Source organism: Seonamhaeicola sp. ABD4_175 (genome assembly GCF_056160885.1).
The window spans coordinates 789,036-805,433 of the sequence record NZ_JBSWYC010000001.1; the positions used below are offsets into that span (position 1 = coordinate 789,036).

General features: G+C 33.0%; 13 protein-coding genes. 3 read left to right on the top strand and 10 right to left on the bottom strand.

Going from position 1 to position 16,398, the window contains the following annotated elements; all coding sequences use genetic code 11:
- Nucleotides 1-38: 38 nt before the first annotated feature.
- Together galE and ACXAG4_RS03225 are read right to left on the bottom strand one after the other, a co-directional pair.
- Nucleotides 39-1,061, bottom strand: coding sequence for a UDP-glucose 4-epimerase GalE (galE, locus tag ACXAG4_RS03220; RefSeq protein ID WP_475294632.1), 1,023 nt, complete (start codon nucleotides 1,059-1,061; stop codon nucleotides 39-41).
- Nucleotides 1,054-2,211: a DegT/DnrJ/EryC1/StrS family aminotransferase gene (locus ACXAG4_RS03225; protein ID WP_475294633.1), complete on the bottom strand. Its 1,158-nt coding sequence runs from the start codon at nucleotides 2,209-2,211 to the stop codon at nucleotides 1,054-1,056. The genes galE and ACXAG4_RS03225 overlap by 8 nt, the downstream gene beginning before the upstream one ends.
- A gap of 70 nt (nucleotides 2,212-2,281) precedes the next feature.
- On the opposite strand from ACXAG4_RS03225, the gene ACXAG4_RS03230 reads away from it, so the two are divergent.
- The gene (locus ACXAG4_RS03230; protein ID WP_475294634.1) at nucleotides 2,282-3,562 is read left to right on the top strand and encodes a 3-deoxy-D-manno-octulosonic acid transferase; all 1,281 of its coding nucleotides are present in this window, start codon (nucleotides 2,282-2,284) and stop codon (nucleotides 3,560-3,562) included.
- 55 nt (nucleotides 3,563-3,617) lie between these two features.
- Nucleotides 3,618-3,950: a hypothetical protein gene (locus ACXAG4_RS03235; RefSeq protein WP_475294635.1), complete on the top strand. Its 333-nt coding sequence runs from the start codon at nucleotides 3,618-3,620 to the stop codon at nucleotides 3,948-3,950.
- Nucleotides 3,951-4,012: 62 nt separating this feature from the next.
- On the opposite strand, the gene ACXAG4_RS03240 is transcribed toward ACXAG4_RS03235, so the two are convergent.
- A complete protein-coding gene (locus tag ACXAG4_RS03240) occupies nucleotides 4,013-5,290 on the bottom strand; it encodes a hypothetical protein (RefSeq protein ID WP_475294636.1) in 1,278 nt (425 codons plus the stop codon).
- Between the two features lie 123 nt (nucleotides 5,291-5,413).
- On the opposite strand from ACXAG4_RS03240, the gene ACXAG4_RS03245 reads away from it, so the two are divergent.
- Nucleotides 5,414-8,725: a tetratricopeptide repeat protein gene (locus ACXAG4_RS03245; RefSeq protein WP_475294637.1), complete on the top strand. Its 3,312-nt coding sequence runs from the start codon at nucleotides 5,414-5,416 to the stop codon at nucleotides 8,723-8,725.
- An 84-nt stretch (nucleotides 8,726-8,809) separates the two neighbouring features.
- On the opposite strand, the gene ACXAG4_RS03250 is transcribed toward ACXAG4_RS03245, so the two are convergent.
- The 7 genes from ACXAG4_RS03250 to ACXAG4_RS03280 form a co-directional block, all read right to left on the bottom strand.
- On the bottom strand, nucleotides 8,810-9,154 hold the full coding sequence (locus tag ACXAG4_RS03250; RefSeq protein ID WP_475294638.1) for an L-rhamnose mutarotase: 345 nt from the start codon (nucleotides 9,152-9,154) through the stop codon (nucleotides 8,810-8,812).
- A 3-nt stretch (nucleotides 9,155-9,157) separates the two neighbouring features.
- Complete coding sequence (gene fucP, locus ACXAG4_RS03255) at nucleotides 9,158-10,483, bottom strand: L-fucose:H+ symporter permease (protein ID WP_475294639.1); 1,326 nt, start codon at nucleotides 10,481-10,483, stop codon at nucleotides 9,158-9,160.
- A 93-nt stretch (nucleotides 10,484-10,576) separates the two neighbouring features.
- Nucleotides 10,577-11,368, bottom strand: a complete 792-nt coding sequence (locus ACXAG4_RS03260; protein WP_475294640.1) for an SDR family oxidoreductase — start codon at nucleotides 11,366-11,368, stop codon at nucleotides 10,577-10,579.
- A gap of 3 nt (nucleotides 11,369-11,371) precedes the next feature.
- Nucleotides 11,372-12,199: an amidohydrolase family protein gene (locus tag ACXAG4_RS03265; protein WP_475294641.1), complete on the bottom strand. Its 828-nt coding sequence runs from the start codon at nucleotides 12,197-12,199 to the stop codon at nucleotides 11,372-11,374.
- Between the two features lie 3 nt (nucleotides 12,200-12,202).
- Complete coding sequence (locus ACXAG4_RS03270; RefSeq protein WP_475294642.1) at nucleotides 12,203-13,639, bottom strand: tagaturonate reductase; 1,437 nt, start codon at nucleotides 13,637-13,639, stop codon at nucleotides 12,203-12,205.
- A gap of 62 nt (nucleotides 13,640-13,701) precedes the next feature.
- On the bottom strand, nucleotides 13,702-15,354 hold the full coding sequence (locus tag ACXAG4_RS03275; protein ID WP_475294643.1) for a UxaA family hydrolase: 1,653 nt from the start codon (nucleotides 15,352-15,354) through the stop codon (nucleotides 13,702-13,704).
- An 18-nt stretch (nucleotides 15,355-15,372) separates the two neighbouring features.
- Nucleotides 15,373-16,383 (bottom strand): zinc-binding alcohol dehydrogenase family protein, encoded by a 1,011-nt coding sequence (locus ACXAG4_RS03280; RefSeq protein WP_475294644.1) that lies wholly within the window; start codon nucleotides 16,381-16,383, stop codon nucleotides 15,373-15,375.
- Nucleotides 16,384-16,398: the final 15 nt, after the last annotated feature.

Here is a 16,398-nt window from a genome sequence, read left to right on the forward strand (position 1 = left end):
AATTTTAATCGGTTTTTTTGTTTAAATATTTGTGAGTTTTATTTTCCTCTTACTTTTTGTTCCCATTTCCAAGCTGAAAGCATTGCATCATCTAATGATAACTTAGTTTGCCAGCCCAATTCATCTTTAGCTTTATTGGTATCAGCATACGCCGAAATAATATCGCCTTCTCTTCTACCAACAATTTTATAATTTAATTTTTCGCCAGAAACACGTTCAAAAGCATTAACAACTTCTAAAACAGAGCTACCTTTTCCTGTTCCTAAATTAAATGTTTCGTATGGTTCTTTGTTATTATTTTTAAGCAATCTTTCAAGTGCTACTACGTGCGCTTTAGCTAAATCTACTACATGAATATAGTCTCTTATGCAGGTGCCATCAGGAGTTGGGTAATCATCGCCAAAAACAGATAATTGTTCTCTAATACCAATAGCTGTTTGCGTAATAAAAGGCACTAAATTTTGTGGCACACCAATTGGCAACTCTCCAATTTCAGTAGATGCATGCGCCCCAACAGGATTAAAGTAACGTAAAGCAATGGCTTTTAAAGTTGGCACTACTTTACAGGTGTCTCTAATAATTTCTTCGCCTATTTGTTTTGTGTTTCCGTAAGGAGATTCTGCTTGTTTTACTGGTGCACTTTCAGTAATTGGCAACTCGTCTGCTTGCCCGTAAACGGTACATGATGAGCTAAAAATAAAGCTAGCTTCAGGTAATTTTTTTAATTCTTTTAGTAGGTAAACAAGTGTTCCAATATTATTTTCATAATATAACAACGGCTCGTTTACACTTTCGCCCACAGCTTTACTTGCCGCAAAATGAATAACGCCTTTAACGTCATTATGTTTTTTGAAAAACGCCTCAACATCGGTTTTTTCTTTTAAATCAATCTTTTCAAAAATTGGTGTTTTTCCAGTAATGGCAGTTATACCATCTAATACTTTTTCTGAAGAGTTTGATAAGTCGTCAATAATAACAACTTCATAACCTGCTTCTTGTAATTCTACTACGGTGTGTGAGCCTATAAAGCCTAAACCTCCTGTAACTAGTATTTTATCCATTGACAAATTTTATAACGGTTGATGTAATATGTTCTATTTGCTCATCATCTAGCTCTGTATGCATTGGCAATGAAATAACCTCTTTAACTAGTTGATTTGTTACTGTAAAATCGGCCTCATTATAACGTGCATCTGCATAGGCCTTTTGCTTGTGTAATGGTATTGGGTAATAAACACCACATGGTATGTTATTTTCATTTAAATGCTTCACTAAAGCATCTCTTTTTCCACCTTTAATTTTAAGTGTGTATTGGTGAAATACGTGGCAATCACAAGTATCGCATATATTTTCACCACAACCACCTGTTATAGATGGTGTAATAATAGTGTCTATTCCTTTAAAAGCCTCATTATATTTTTTTGCAGCAGTTTGTCGTGCTTTATTATAGCCATCAAGCTTTGGTAATTTTGCATCTAAAACAGCTGCTTGAATGCTATCTAATCTTGAGTTTACGCCAACAACATCATGATGGTAACGCTCGTACATACCGTGATTAACTATACCTCTAATGGTATGTGCTAAATCATCATTATTTGTAAAAATAGCACCGCCATCACCATAACATCCTAAGTTTTTTGAAGGAAAAAATGATGTTGCCCCAACATGACCAATGGTTCCTGCTTTTACCTTTGTACCGTTTTCATACGTGTAATTTGCACCAATAGCTTGTGCATTATCTTCAATAACAAACAAGTTATGTGCTTTTGCTATTTGCATAACAGCTTCCATATTAGCACATTGACCAAACAAATGTACTGGCACAATGGCTTTGGTTTTGGGTGTGATGGCTTTTTTTAGAGCTTCAATATTTATATTAAAATCATCTTCATTTACATCTACTAGTACGGGTGTTAAGTTTAAAAGCGCAATAACCTCTACGGTAGCAGCAAAAGTAAAATTAACCGTTATAACTTCATCGCCTGGTTTTAAACCAAGCCCCATCATAGCAATTTGTAGAGCATCTGTACCATTTGCACATGGTATTACATGTTTTACACCAAGATAGGTTTCTAAATTTTTTTGAAATTCATGAACTTTTGGTCCGTTTATAAATGATGTGGTTTCAATAACTTGTTGTATAGAAGGGTTTACAACGTCTTTTATAGCGTTGTACTGACCTTTAAGGTCTACCATTTGAATCTTCTTCATCTGAAAAAATTAGAACTCTTTTATTGAGTTTTTACACTACGAAATTACAAAAAATCGTGTAGGTAAACCAATGAAATTACGTAAAGAAATGTATTTTAGCAACAAACAAATAATATTGAGTTTTCTTTACAACATTGGTATCAATTTAGCTGGTTTTGGGTTAAAATGTTTAGCGCCTTTTAATGATAAAATTAAGCGTGGTGTATATGGCCGAAAACAAACCTTTAATTTGCTTAAAACGCATTTAAAACCTGGAGATAAAACACTTTGGTTTCACTGTGCCTCTTTAGGCGAATATGAACAAGGACTTCCTGTTTTTAAAGAACTTAGAAAACATTATAATAAGCATAAAATTGTACTAAGTTTTTTTTCTCCTTCGGGTTACGATATTAGAAAAAACACCCCAATTGCAGATATTGTTGTGTATTTACCTTTAGATACGCTTAAAAATGCAACTAAATTTATTAATGTTGTAAAACCTGAATTAACCATTTTTGTAAAGTATGATATTTGGCCTAATATTTTAAACACCTTAAAAGAAAAGCAATTAAAGGCCATTTTAATATCGGCTAATTTTAGGGCTAATCAATCTTATTTTAAATTTTATGGCAAAAAATTAAAAAATGCGCTTTTTGCTTTTGACCATATATTTACACAAAACGAAACTTCAAAAAAACTATTAAACTCTATAAACTACAAAAATGCTACTGTTACCGGCGATACGCGTTTTGATAGGGTTTACAGCCAATTACAGCAAAACAATACACTCAATTTTATTGAAACTTTTAAAAACAATCAATTATGTGTGGTTGCCGGTAGTACTTGGCCTGAAGACGAAACCCTACTAATTGATTTTATAAACAACACCAAGTATAAAAACGTTAAATTTATAATTGCACCACACAATATAAAACCCAACCAAATAAACAACCTAAAGACGCAATTAAAAACCAAAACTGTTTTATTTACTGAAAAAGATAATAGTAACTTACAAAATGCCCAAGTGTTTATTGTAAACACCATAGGTATATTAAGCAAAATTTACAATTATGCAAATATTGCCTATGTTGGTGGTGCAATGGGTAATACAGGCTTACACAATACATTAGAACCCGCCGTTTTTGGTGTACCCATTATTATTGGGAAAAATTATGATAAATTCCCTGAAGCAAAAGCAATGATTACCTTTGGTGGTATGTTCTCTGTTGCTAATAAGCAAGAATTATTTTCTAATTTAAACAAGCTAATCACTAATAGTGACTTTTGTGAAAAAGCAGGGTCTAAAAATTTAGATTATATAAAAAATAATAAAGGAGCGGTAATCCAAATTCTTAATTATTTACGTATATAGTTAAATAAATTTTTATATTTATCACAAATCTTAATTAACACTAAAACGAAAAATCATGAAAAAACTAATTTTAAGCACAGCTTTAGTATTGGCTTTAGGTGTAACTTTTACTTCTTGTAGAGAGACAAAAAAAGCCGGTAATGCAATTGAAGAAGCTGCTGGTAATGCTGCTGATGCTGCTAAAGAAACTGCAAATGATGCTGCAAACGCTGCCGGTGAAGCTGCAGATTCTGTAAAAGAAGCTGCTGAAGACGCTGTTGATGCTGCAGGTGATGCTGCTAATGCCGCTGGAGAAGCTGTAAACGATGCTGCTGATGCTGCTGGTGAAGCTGTAGATAATGCTGCAAATGCAACTAAAGATAAAATTAAAGAAGTTACAGGTCACTAATTACAATTAACCTTTAACTAAAACATAAAGCAGCCAAAAGGCTGCTTTTTTTGTTTAATACCCTAAAATGTATTAGTATATTTTTTATTGGTTTTTAAATCTTTTAAACGCAAATTATCTATCATTCCTGAGCCTTTAAAAATTATTTCAAGGCCAACAATATTACCGTTTGGCTTGTTATAACTACCTTCAAAAATTTTATTGCGGTTTATATAAACTTCGGCATGCTTTTCATTAGTTTTTATTTTTAGGTAATTCCAAGAGTTAAGGTTAAACTTAAATGCCGATAAATCTTTATTTACACCACTTAAAACAGTTTCTCCTATTTTCATTCCAGAAAATTGAGAACACCCATTTTCCATGAGTTTGATGTTATTTGTTTCATTTTCACAAATAATTCTAATAATAAAATCAAAACATGTTATTCCGCCTAAATCTTCTGAGTTTTTAAACTTAGCGTTAAGCTCAAAATTATCACCATCAATATTAAATTCATTGTAAAATCTATTGCTTAAATAATATACTTGGTTTGTATTAAAACCTACAGAATCTAAATATTTAGGAGCATAATATAAATTATTTAGTGCTACAGATTTTGGTATTTTGTTATCTAACCAATAATTACCAATGGCCATTTCTTTATTAAAAAAACTTTCCCAACCATCAGATTTTGCTAGTATTTTCTTTTTTACTATGTTTTTCCCTTCACTTTTTAATTTTATTACATATTGCCCAGGTATTTGGTAGGTAAAGTTTCGCATAAATTCGTTCTTATCAAGCAAAACAGTTTGATTACCTGTTATGGGGTGATTAAAGCCAAAATCTATAAAAGTACTATCAAATTTTACATCTTTCAAATTATAATTTACAGATACCGTGTAAGGCACAACACCTACTGAATCTGCCAACGCAAACTTATAAGATGTATTTTTTAATGATTCTTTTTTGTTACTTTTAAATAAAAAAACACCTAATAACACCATTAAAACTCCTGCAATTATAAGTGCTTGAGGTTTTTGTATTTTATTTTTATTTTTTAGCTTAGGTGAGATTACTTGTTTTTCCTTTTTTACTGAAAAAACAAACGCTTCCCAATCATTATAATCTAAAAATTTAGCCAAAGCATCTTTGGTTGCTTGCTGCGGATTATAATATTTTTTGTATTTAATTTTTCCAAAAAGGCGTTTTAAAGTATGCGCGCTAATTGAAATATTTGACTTATGTGTTATAATTTCTGAAAGCCTAATAAAATCTGATTCTTTCCAAGCTACTGCTGGTTTCCAATCTAAACTTTCTTCTATTTTTTCTAAACAATATTTAAGGTATTCCTGCTCTATCATGTATTATATGCAAACTTTGTACACACTTTGCACAGCAATTTAATGCATTATTTATAAATATCAAGGTAATTTAATAATCACTTTTTTTAAGAAACACCAACTAAAACCACTAAACTAAAAAACATGAAGCCGTATAATGCCATACACAAAAAAGTAGTTACTGCTTTTATTTTACTTTTATATTGTATTACCAGTGCCCAAGTAAAAATTTACGAAGGCACAGAAGTAATACCAACCTACAAAACAGGAAACAATTTAAAAAGCCCTATTTTTTACACAGGCCGAGGCGTACAAGGTGCCGAAGGTCATGTTTACCCATACCCTGCACAAACCAATTTAACTAGAACGCTAATTGATGAAACTTACAACATGGTATACTTAGAAAATGAGTATGTTAAAGTTAAAGTCCTGCCTGCTTTTGGTGGCCGTTTGTTTTCTGCAATTGATAAAACTAATGGTCATGAATTATTTCACACAAACAGTGTTATTAAACCCGATTTAATTGGCACATTAGGTGCTTGGGTTTCTGGTGGTATAGAATGGTGCTTTCCGCATCATCACAGAACAACAACTATGCTCCCTAGTGATTACAGATTGGTGAAAAATGATGATGGCAGCGCAACTATTTGGATTGGTGAAACCGAAAAAACCATTAGAGCACGAGGTGTGGTTGGCATGACCTTACACCCCGGAAAATCTTATATTGAAGTTGACTACAGGCTTAATAATACCAGCACCAAAACTCAAGCCTTTTTATTTTGGGCTAATGTTGCCATAACTGCAAATAATAATTTTAGAACTTTTTGGCCCCCTAGCCAAGAAATTGGAGTTTTTCATAATAACAGCAGTTTTATAAAATGGCCTTTTTCTAATAAAACTAATGACTACGGACGCACAAGTTATAATGAAGGTGTAGATTTAACTTGGTGGAAAAACCACCCAAACCCTGTATCTTTTTTTATGTGGGATATAAAAGAAGGCTTTATTGGCGGTTATGACTATGGTGTTAAAGCCGGTACCGTTCATGTAGGCGATCCTTATAAAAATAACGCCTCAAAACTTTGGCAATTTGGCCCAGGATTACAAGGCCAAAATGCAAGAAGGAAGTTAACCGATGACGGAAAAGCTTATGTAGAATTAATGACGGGTACATTTTCTAACAATCAGCCAGATTATAGCTGGAACATGCCACACGCCGTTAAAGATGCTAAAAACTACTGGTACGCCATTAGAGATTTAGAGGTTGTTAAAAACTCAAATATTGAAGCTTCAGTAACACTCCAAAAAAGAAACAAAAAGTCTGTATTCTTTGGTTTTAACACCACTAAAAATCATGATAATGCCAAATATGTTTTAAAATATAATTCTGAAATTATTTCTGAAGGTAAAATAAATATTAACCCAGCTAAACCTTTTACTTCAACATATAAATTTAGAAAAGATTTTGATGAATTTAAGTTAGAGGTTGTATTGTTTGATGCTGATGGCAACACGCTCATTTCATACACACCTTTTAAGCCACTAAACCCTAAATTACCAACACCCCAAGAAAAGATAAAAAAACCTGAAAATATTGAAACTGTTGAAGATCTTTACTTAACCGGCAGATTTGTAGACCAATTTAACAGACCTGGTATGAATGCAGATGATTATTATTTAGCTGCATTAAAAAAATCGCCTACAGATTACAGAACAAATATTGCCTTAGGCATTCGCCGTATTACTCAAACAAAGTATAAAGAAGGCTTAGCTTACCTTGAAACAGCTTCAAAAAAACTAAATATTAAATATTATCAACCTAAAGAAGGTGAAATTTATTATCACAAAGCTTTAGCTTATAGGTATTTAGGTGAAACTGATAAAGCTTATGCAAATTTTGCCCGAGCCACCTGGTATTACCAATGGTTTGCAGCTGCAAATTATCAACTGGCACAACTAGAAAGTATTGCTGGAAATTACAATAAAGCACTACAATATATTAAAGATGCTCATTCTACAAACACAAGAGATGGCAGAATTAATGTACTATATAGTGCTTTACTTAGAAAAACTAATAATACCGAAAAAGCAAAAACTTTAATTGATATTCTTTTAGAATATGACCCTTTAAATTTTTCTGCTCTCTATGAAAAAAGTCTACTTAACAGTAATACATCAATAAATAATTGGCATAAAAACATGCAAGATTTAGATAACAATTATCTTGAAATTGCAACAAATTACATGAATGCTGGTTTGTATAATGATGGGATACAACTACTTTCTTCATTAAAAGAAGTTAAAAACCCACTAATACACTATTATCTTTCATGGTTTTACAATAAAAGTGGTAACACCAAAAAAGCACATGAACAACTTGAACTTTCAAAAAAAATTGGTGTAGATTATTGTTTTCCTTACAGAGAAGAATCTGAAATCATTTTAAAGTATGTAATTAATAAAGATCCTAACAACGCCACAGCCTATTACTTATTAGGTAACTTGCTTTACAACACAAGAAAAGAAGAAGCTATAAACGCCTGGAAAAAGGCTGTAGCGCTTAATGACAATTTTGCCATGGCGCACAGAAACCTAGCTTTTAGCGCTTACTACCATGAAAAAAACATTGAAAAAGCCATAAACACCATTAGCAAAGCCATTAGTATTAATAGCAATGTACCATTGTGGTTTTCAGAATTATCAAAGTATTTTGATGTTTCAAAAAGCAACTATAAAAAATGCTTAGATATTTTAGAAAAAAATATTGAAACTGTAAAAAAAGATGTACAAGCACCCAAAACACTTGTGGCTCTTTACAATTTAGATGGAAATTATGATGCTGCACTTGCGTTTTTAAAATCGCACCAATTTAGAACTTGGGAAGGCGGCAGAGATATTTATTGGCATTATGTTGATGCCAACGTTTTAAAAGCTTTACAGCTAACAAAAAACAAAAAATACAATGAAGCTTTATCTTACTTAGATGCTGCTATGTTATATCCTGAAAATTTAGAAGTTGGTAAACCCACACACGATGAAAAAAATGCTATGATTCACTTTTTTAAAGCCGAAGTTTATAGTAAAATGAATAATACTAAAAAAGCAACCCAAAGTTATATTAAAAGCACGCAGGCCATTAACAATTGGCGCATGCATGACTTACTATATTTTCAAGCAGCATCACACAAAAAACTTGGAAATATTAAAAAGGCTAATGAATTATTTAATGATTTAATTGAAAAAGCAAAAGCCTACAGAGAAAAAGGCACAGATAATACTTTAATTGCTGTTGAAGAAGGCGAAGCAACAAACAACAAATTTTTATCGCACTCATATTATCTTGAAGCTTTAGGAAACAAAGGTTTAGGTAATAAACCTGAATATGAAAACTATTTAAACCTAGCCTTAAAAGAATACCAAAACAACCTTTGGGCAAACGTTATAAAAGATTTTTAGTTAGTTTTAATTTTCTATTTTTTTGTTAGTAAGTAAAAAAGCAGCCAATTGGCTGCTTTTTTTGGTGTTTTAAACTACTTATTTTTAAACTAATTGAAATACTTTTTCAAGTTCTATCCATTTTTCACCTGGTTTAGCCCAAGGTAATTCTTGTTGGTAATTCCACATAAGCTTTTCCCATTCTTGCACTTTTGGGTTATTGGCATCCATTTCGGCCTTTTTTACGGGGTCAAACGTTTCATTAACCTCCATAATCATAAACATGCGGTTACCTGTTAAGTATATTTGCATATCAACAATACCAGCATCTTTAATACTTTTAGTTATTTCGGGCCACGCATTACCTGCTGCATGGTATTCTTTATACTCTTCAATTAGTTTTGGATTATCCTTTAAATCGCAAGAATAACAATATCTTTTTGTGCTCATTTTTTAGTTTTTTAAATTTCTTTTGTAACTAGCGTAACCGTATAATGCAACTACAGCTAAACATATTAGAGGTAAAATAAACGAAAAGTTAACCTCTGGTATAAAACCTAATACTTGTACATCGGCAAAACCATCGCCTCCCCAATCTAAAATAGCACCTTGCGCCACTGGCATTAAAGCGCCACCAACAATGGCCATAACTAATCCTGCTGAACCAATTTTAGCTTCGTCACCCATATCTTTTAAGGCAATACCGTAAATAGTTGGGAACATAATAGACATAAATACTGAAATACCAACTAACGATAATAAACCTGCTATACCTGGTAATAAAATGGCACCTGCACACATTACAACACCACCAATACCAAATAACATTAATAATCTTGATGGGTTTATTTTTTTCATTAAAGCTGTACCAATCCAACGGCCACATAAAAATGAAATCATAGCAGCAATGTTAAAGTATGTTGCCGTATACTCAGTACCGTTGGTAATATTTAAATTATCTACATACTGAAAAATATAGGTCCAACACATAATTTGAGCACCTACGTAAAATGCCTGACTTAAAACTCCTTGTATGTAATTTTTGTTAGCAAATAATTTTTTGAAAGATTCAGATAAAGACATTTTATCATCCTCAGCTGTTTTAGGCATTTTTGTAGCAATAATAATTCCCATAATAACCAATACTAATACACCTAAAGCAATATATGGTACACTAATAACGCCCAAATCATTTTCTCTAATAACAGCTAATTCTTCCGAAGATAAAGCGTTATAAGCCTCTGCTGTATAATCATCTGAACGTAAAGCGCCAATTACAAAAACTTGAGCAATTATCATTCCTGTTAACGAACCTATTGGGTTAAAAGCTTGTGCTAAATTTAAACGTTGTGTAGCTGTTTCTTTATCGCCTAATGCTAAAATTAATGGATTTGATGTGGTTTCTAAAAAAGCTAAACCACATGTAATAACCCATAATGAAATTAAAAAGTAATTAAACTCTTCATTTGCTGCTGCCGGATAAAATAAAAATGCACCAATGGCATATAAACATAACCCTAAAATGATTCCAGATTTATAACTGTATTTTCTAATAAAAAGTGCTGCAGGCAATGCCATAAAAAAGTACCCAAAATAAAATGCAAATTGCACCAATGATGCTTGTACGTTTGATAATTCTGGCATTACTTTTTTAAATGCCGAAACCATTGGGTTTGTTAAATCGTTGGCAATTCCCCAAAGGGCAAATAATGATGTTATAATTATAAAAGGAAATAACAACTCCTTTTTAACAACTGGTATTTTTTTTAGTTTATCCATTTTTAGTTTAATTAGTTAGAATTACTTATTGCAAAATAAAGAAGCCAAAAGATATATTTTGGCTTCTTTGTCTTTTATTTGACAACAAATGTTTTATTCGGTTAATAAAGATCTGTCTAAATGCACATAGCCACCATCAACAGTAATGAACTGCCCTGTGGTATGAGATGACTTTTCTGAAATTGCAAACAAACATTGGTCTGCTATTTCTTGTGGTGTTGTCATCCTGTTTTCTAAAGGAATTTTTTTAACAATAGATTTTAGTTTTTCTTCACCATTTTCTAAAGTTTTAATCCATGCATCATATGCAGGTGTCCAACTTTCGGCAATAATTATGGCGTTAGAACGTATGCCTTCTTTAATTAAATCTACCGCCCATTCTCTTGTTAAACCTAATACACCACCTTTTGAAGCTGCATAACCCGATGTACCGCCTTGGCCAGTTAACGCTACTTTTGAGCCTACGTTTAAAATATTCCCTTTTACCTTTTTAATCATTGGTAAACAGAATTTAGTCATAGCAAAAAAGCTAACCATATTTAGCTTTAACGAATACATAAAATCATCCATTGAAGCATCTAAACCAGCGCCATCATTAACACCAACGTTATTAATTAATGCATCTACTCTACCGTATTTTTCTTCTATTTTTTTAGCTGCGGCTTCAATTTGTGTGTAATCAGATAAATCTGTTTTTATAAAAATACTATCAATGCCTTTAGCTTGTAATGCTTCGGCGTAGCCAAAACCTCTATCGTTTCTATCAACAATAACAGGTGTTGCGCCTTCATTAGCTAATGCTTGTACAATGGTTTCGCCAATGCTCCCTTTAATACCAGCTGCTCCTGTTACAACAACAACTTTATCTTTTAATCCTAAATCCATATTCTATAAGTTATAAAATTTTATAGCGTTTTGCCCCATGATTTTTGCTTGCTCATTGGCTGTTAAGTTTTCTATAAAATTTGTAATTAATGCTTTTACTTGTTTATAATTTCCGGCTACTAAACACACAGGCCAATCTGAACCAAACATAATTCTGTCTGCACCAAAGGCTTCAAAAACCAGATTTAAATAGGGTTTAATTTGCGCTGGTGTCCATGTTTTAAAATCGGCTTCAGTAATAATACCAGACACTTTACAGTATACGTTATCATGCTTTCCTATTTCTTTCATTAAAGTTGCCCAACCGTTGTAAAACCCATCTTTTATGTACGGCTTTGCTATATGATCTATTACAAAACGCATGTTTGGGAAACGTTTAACAAACTCTAAAGCTGCACCTAATTGGTGTGGAAATATTAAAATATCGTACGTATAATTATGTTTTTCTAACGCCGAAATTCCTCTTAAAAAGTTTGGGCGTAATAGAAAATTATGGTCTGCTTCACCTTGCACAACATGTCTAAAACCTTTTAAAACATTAGTGTTAGCGTAGGTTTCCAAAGTACTTTCAACAGTATCACTTCTTAAATCTACCCAACCAACAACGCCTTTAATAAAACTATTTTCTTTTGAAAGTTGTATTAAAAAATCGGTTTCCGCTAAAGTTTGATCTGCTTGAACAGCTACGCAACCATCAATACCGTTTTCAGTGTAAACTTGTTTTAAATCTGATGGTAAAAAATCACGACGAATCACTTTCATAGACTCATCAATCCATTCGTGCTTTTTAGGTTCGTAGTGCCAGAAATGTTGGTGCGAATCTATTATCATTGCTTACTTTACAAAATTTTCTAAAGTTGTTTTCATTCCGTTATTCACAATATTTTCAAGGTTTTTAGTTACGTTTTCTAAAAGCCCGTTGTACTGTGTTAAATCTTCTCCCCAGAAATTTGCATTTTCAAGTGTTGCCTTCGCAACAGCAGCTATATCTCCAGTTACCCAATGATCTTTAAAGAAATCTAAAGCTGATTGGTCATCTTTTAACGGAATATCTTCACCATTTCTATCGCCTTTATAAAATGCTATTAACGCCGCTAAGGAGAATAATAAACGTTGTGGTAATGCATCTTTTCTTTTTATATATTCTAAAACAGATGGTAAAACTCTTGTTTTATATTTTGAAGTAGAATTTAATGAAATACTTATTAAAGCATGCTCTAAATATGGGTTTCTAAACCTGTCAATAACATCATTAGCAAACTGATTTAGTTCTGCTTCAGGCAAATCTAAAGTTGGACAAATTTCTTCAAAAATGGCATCTTTTAAGAAACCACCAACAACGGCATCTTCTAAAGATTCGCGCACTTTATCAATACCATACAAATAACCAACAGGCACCAAACTGGTGTGCGCACCATTAAGAATACGTACTTTACGTGTTCTGTAAGGCTCCATATTATCTGTAAATACAATGTTTAAGCCGCAAGCTTCTGCTGGAATTTCTTCTTTTACAGCTTCTGGCCCTTCAATTACCCATAAATGGAACTGTTCACCTTCAACTACTAAATTATCTTTATAGCCTAATTCTTCGGTAATTTTATCCATTTTATCACGCGGATACCCTGGCACAATTCTATCAACTAAAGTGTTGCAGAAAATATTGTCTTCGTTTATCCACTCTGTAAATTCAGCGCCTAAATTCCAATCATTTGCATACTGAAGTATGATGCGTTTTAGGTTATCGCCGTTTCTATCTATTAATTCACAAGGAATAATAATCATTCCTTTATCTGAAGCGCCGCCAAAGGTTTGAAAACGCTTGTATAAAAGTGCTGTTAATTTACCTGGAAAGCTTGATTGTGGCGCATCATCTAATTTATCATCAGCATTGTAAGCAATACCAGCTTCGGTAGTGTTTGAAATTACAAAGCGAAGTTCTGGATTTTCAGCTATTGCTAAATAATCGGCTGGATTTTCATACGGATTAATACCTCTTTGAATACAATCTACAATTTGATGTTCGCTAATAGCTTCACCATTTTTAATACCGTTAAGGTAAAGTGTGTACAAACCATCTTGATCGTTTAGCATTTTAATCAATCCTTGGTCTATTGGTTGTACTGCCACAACGCCAGCATCAAAACTAGCATTTTTGTTCATTTCATGTATCATCCAATTGGCAAAAGCTCTTAAAAAGTTACCTTCTCCAAATTGAACTATTCTTTCTGTATATGTGTTTACAGATGCTGTATTTCTATTTAATGAATTCATTACTGTTAGCTTTTTGCTATTAGCCTTTAGCTTCTAGCTTTAAAAAATTATTTTAATGTTTATTATAATGAAACGCCTCTTTTCCAAGGAATAAAATCGTTATTTCCATGTAGTACCGCTTTTGATGGCACCTCACCACTAGCCACTTTAATAATGTGGTCTAGAATCTTTTCACCCATAGATTCTATAGTATCTTCACCGGTAATTACGGTACCTGCGTTAATATCAATAATATCATTCATACGTTCATATAAATTAGTATTACTAGACATTTTTAAAACAGGTGCAACCGGGTTGCCTGTTGGTGTACCCAGACCTGTGGTAAACACCACCACGTTACAACCAGACCCTACTAAACCTGTAGTTGACTCTACATCATTACCTGGTGTGCACAATAAATTTAAACCAGGTTTTGTTACTTGTTCGGCATAATCTAAAACCTCAACCACGGGCGATGTACCACCTTTTTTTGCTGCGCCTGCAGATTTCATAGCATCGGTAATTAAGCCATCTTTTATGTTTCCTGGTGATGGATTGTTTTCAAAACCAGAACCAACCGCTACTGCTGCTGCTGAATATGCTCTCATTAAACCTGAAAACTTTTTAGCATCTTCTTCAGTTTCGCATCTATTAATTAATTCTTGTTCCACACCATTTAGTTCTGGAAACTCTGCCAATACAGGAGAACCACCTAAACCAACTAATAAATCTGAGGCGTAACCAAGTGCAGGATTTGCAGAAATTCCTGAGAAACCATCTGATCCGCCACACTCTAAACCTAAAACTAATTTACTTAACGGTGCTGGTTTTCGTTCTAATTTATTAGCTTCAACTAAACCTAAAAAGGTATGTTTTACAGCTTCTTCAATTAAAGCTCGCTCACTTGAGCTTTGTTGTTGCTCTAAATAATGAACTGGTTTTGTATTGTTTGGTGCAATAGCATCAATGGCATTTTGCAACATGCTTATTTGTGCATTTTGGCAACCTAAACTAAAAATAGTTGCACCTGCTACGTTAGGGTTTGAAATATATCCTGCTAATAATTGGCATAACACCTCAGAATCTTGACGAATACCGCCACAACCACCATCGTGCTTTAAAAACTTTATACCATCTACATTTGGAAACAATCTGTTTTTAGTCATTTCCTCTTTTGTAGTAATAATTGGTGTATTTAAAATGGCGTCGTTTGATGCTCCTGCTTTGTACTGCTCAATTAAAGCATCGGTATTTACGGCAAAATCTTTTTTTGTTTGATAGCCTAATTTTTCAGAAAGTGCTCCTTCTAAAACATCAACATTTCTGTTTTCACAGAACGTTAAAGGAATTACCAACCAATAATTGGCAGTGCCTACTTTACCGTCTTCTCTATGAAAGCCGTTAAAAGTTCTACCTTCAAACTTTGAAATATCTGGCGCAGACCAACTGTAAGCTTCTTTGGTGTCTTGAAACGCTTCCGAAGCATGTTTAACATTATCAATAGTAATAGCACACCCAGCTTGAATTGGCTTTGTTGCTTTACCAATTAAAACACCGTACATGTAAATTTGATCGCCTACTTCAAAATCGTTTAAAGTATATTTATGTTTTTGTTTAATATTTTCTTTTAAAACAACTGTTTTACCTGCTACTTGTGTTTTTAATCCTTTTTCTAAAGGTGTAATAGCTACAACAACGTTGTCTTTTGGATCTATTTGAACGTAACTTGCTGACATTTTTTCTTTTTCGCTTTCTTAATTAAAATTTACTGTGGCTTTCATAACGCCTGTTTCTGGTTTTAACCAGCTATCAAAATTCTCAATCATTTCAGTAAATGGTACATTATGTGTAATGAATGATTCTGTTGGGAATTGGTTTAACACACTAATTACATGTTCAAAATCTTCGGTAGTAGCATTTCTACTGCACATTAAAGTCATTTCTTTGGCATGTACTTTTGGGTGTGTATACGTTAATTCACCTTTTGATAAACCTACTAATACGAAACGACCACCGTGCGACATATAATCAGGACAAGCCTCTAGAGCGTATTTGTTACCCGATGCATCAAAAACCGCTGTACATAAATCTCCGTTTGTAATTTCTTCAACCTCTTTTACGGCATTTTCTCCTGCTTTCACAATATAATCTACACCAATTTTATCTTTAGCGTATTGCAAACGTTGTTCATTCATATCAATTGCAATTACTTTAGCACCTGCTATTTGGGCTAACTTCATAATACCAATACCTATTGGCCCGCAACCCACAACAGCAACTGTTTCGCCTGGTTGAATATTGGCTCTTCTTATTGCATGTGCACCAATAGCTAAAGGCTCAACAATAGCCATTTCATCATCACTTAAATTGTTTGCCGGTAATAAAATATTTGCCGGCACTGTAATTTGTTCTTGCATACCACCATCACCATGTACACCCAAAACTGTAATATTTGTACAACAGTTAGTTTTTCCGTTGCGGCAAGCAATACATTTTCCGCAGCTAACATAAGGCATAACAACTACTTTATCGCCTGCTTTAATACCACGGTCGTTTTCACCAATTTCAAGTACTTCAGAAGCTAACTCATGCCCTAAAATTCTTGGGTATGTAAAAAAGGCCTGATTTCCTGCATAAGCATGCAAATCTGTACCACAAATACCAACTTTTTTAATTTTTAATAAAGCTTCACCTTCTTTTCTTACCGGCGCTTCTTTTTCTTTTAAAAGAAACTCACCTGGCTTTTCGCAAACAATGTATTTCATTAGTTTATGTTTATA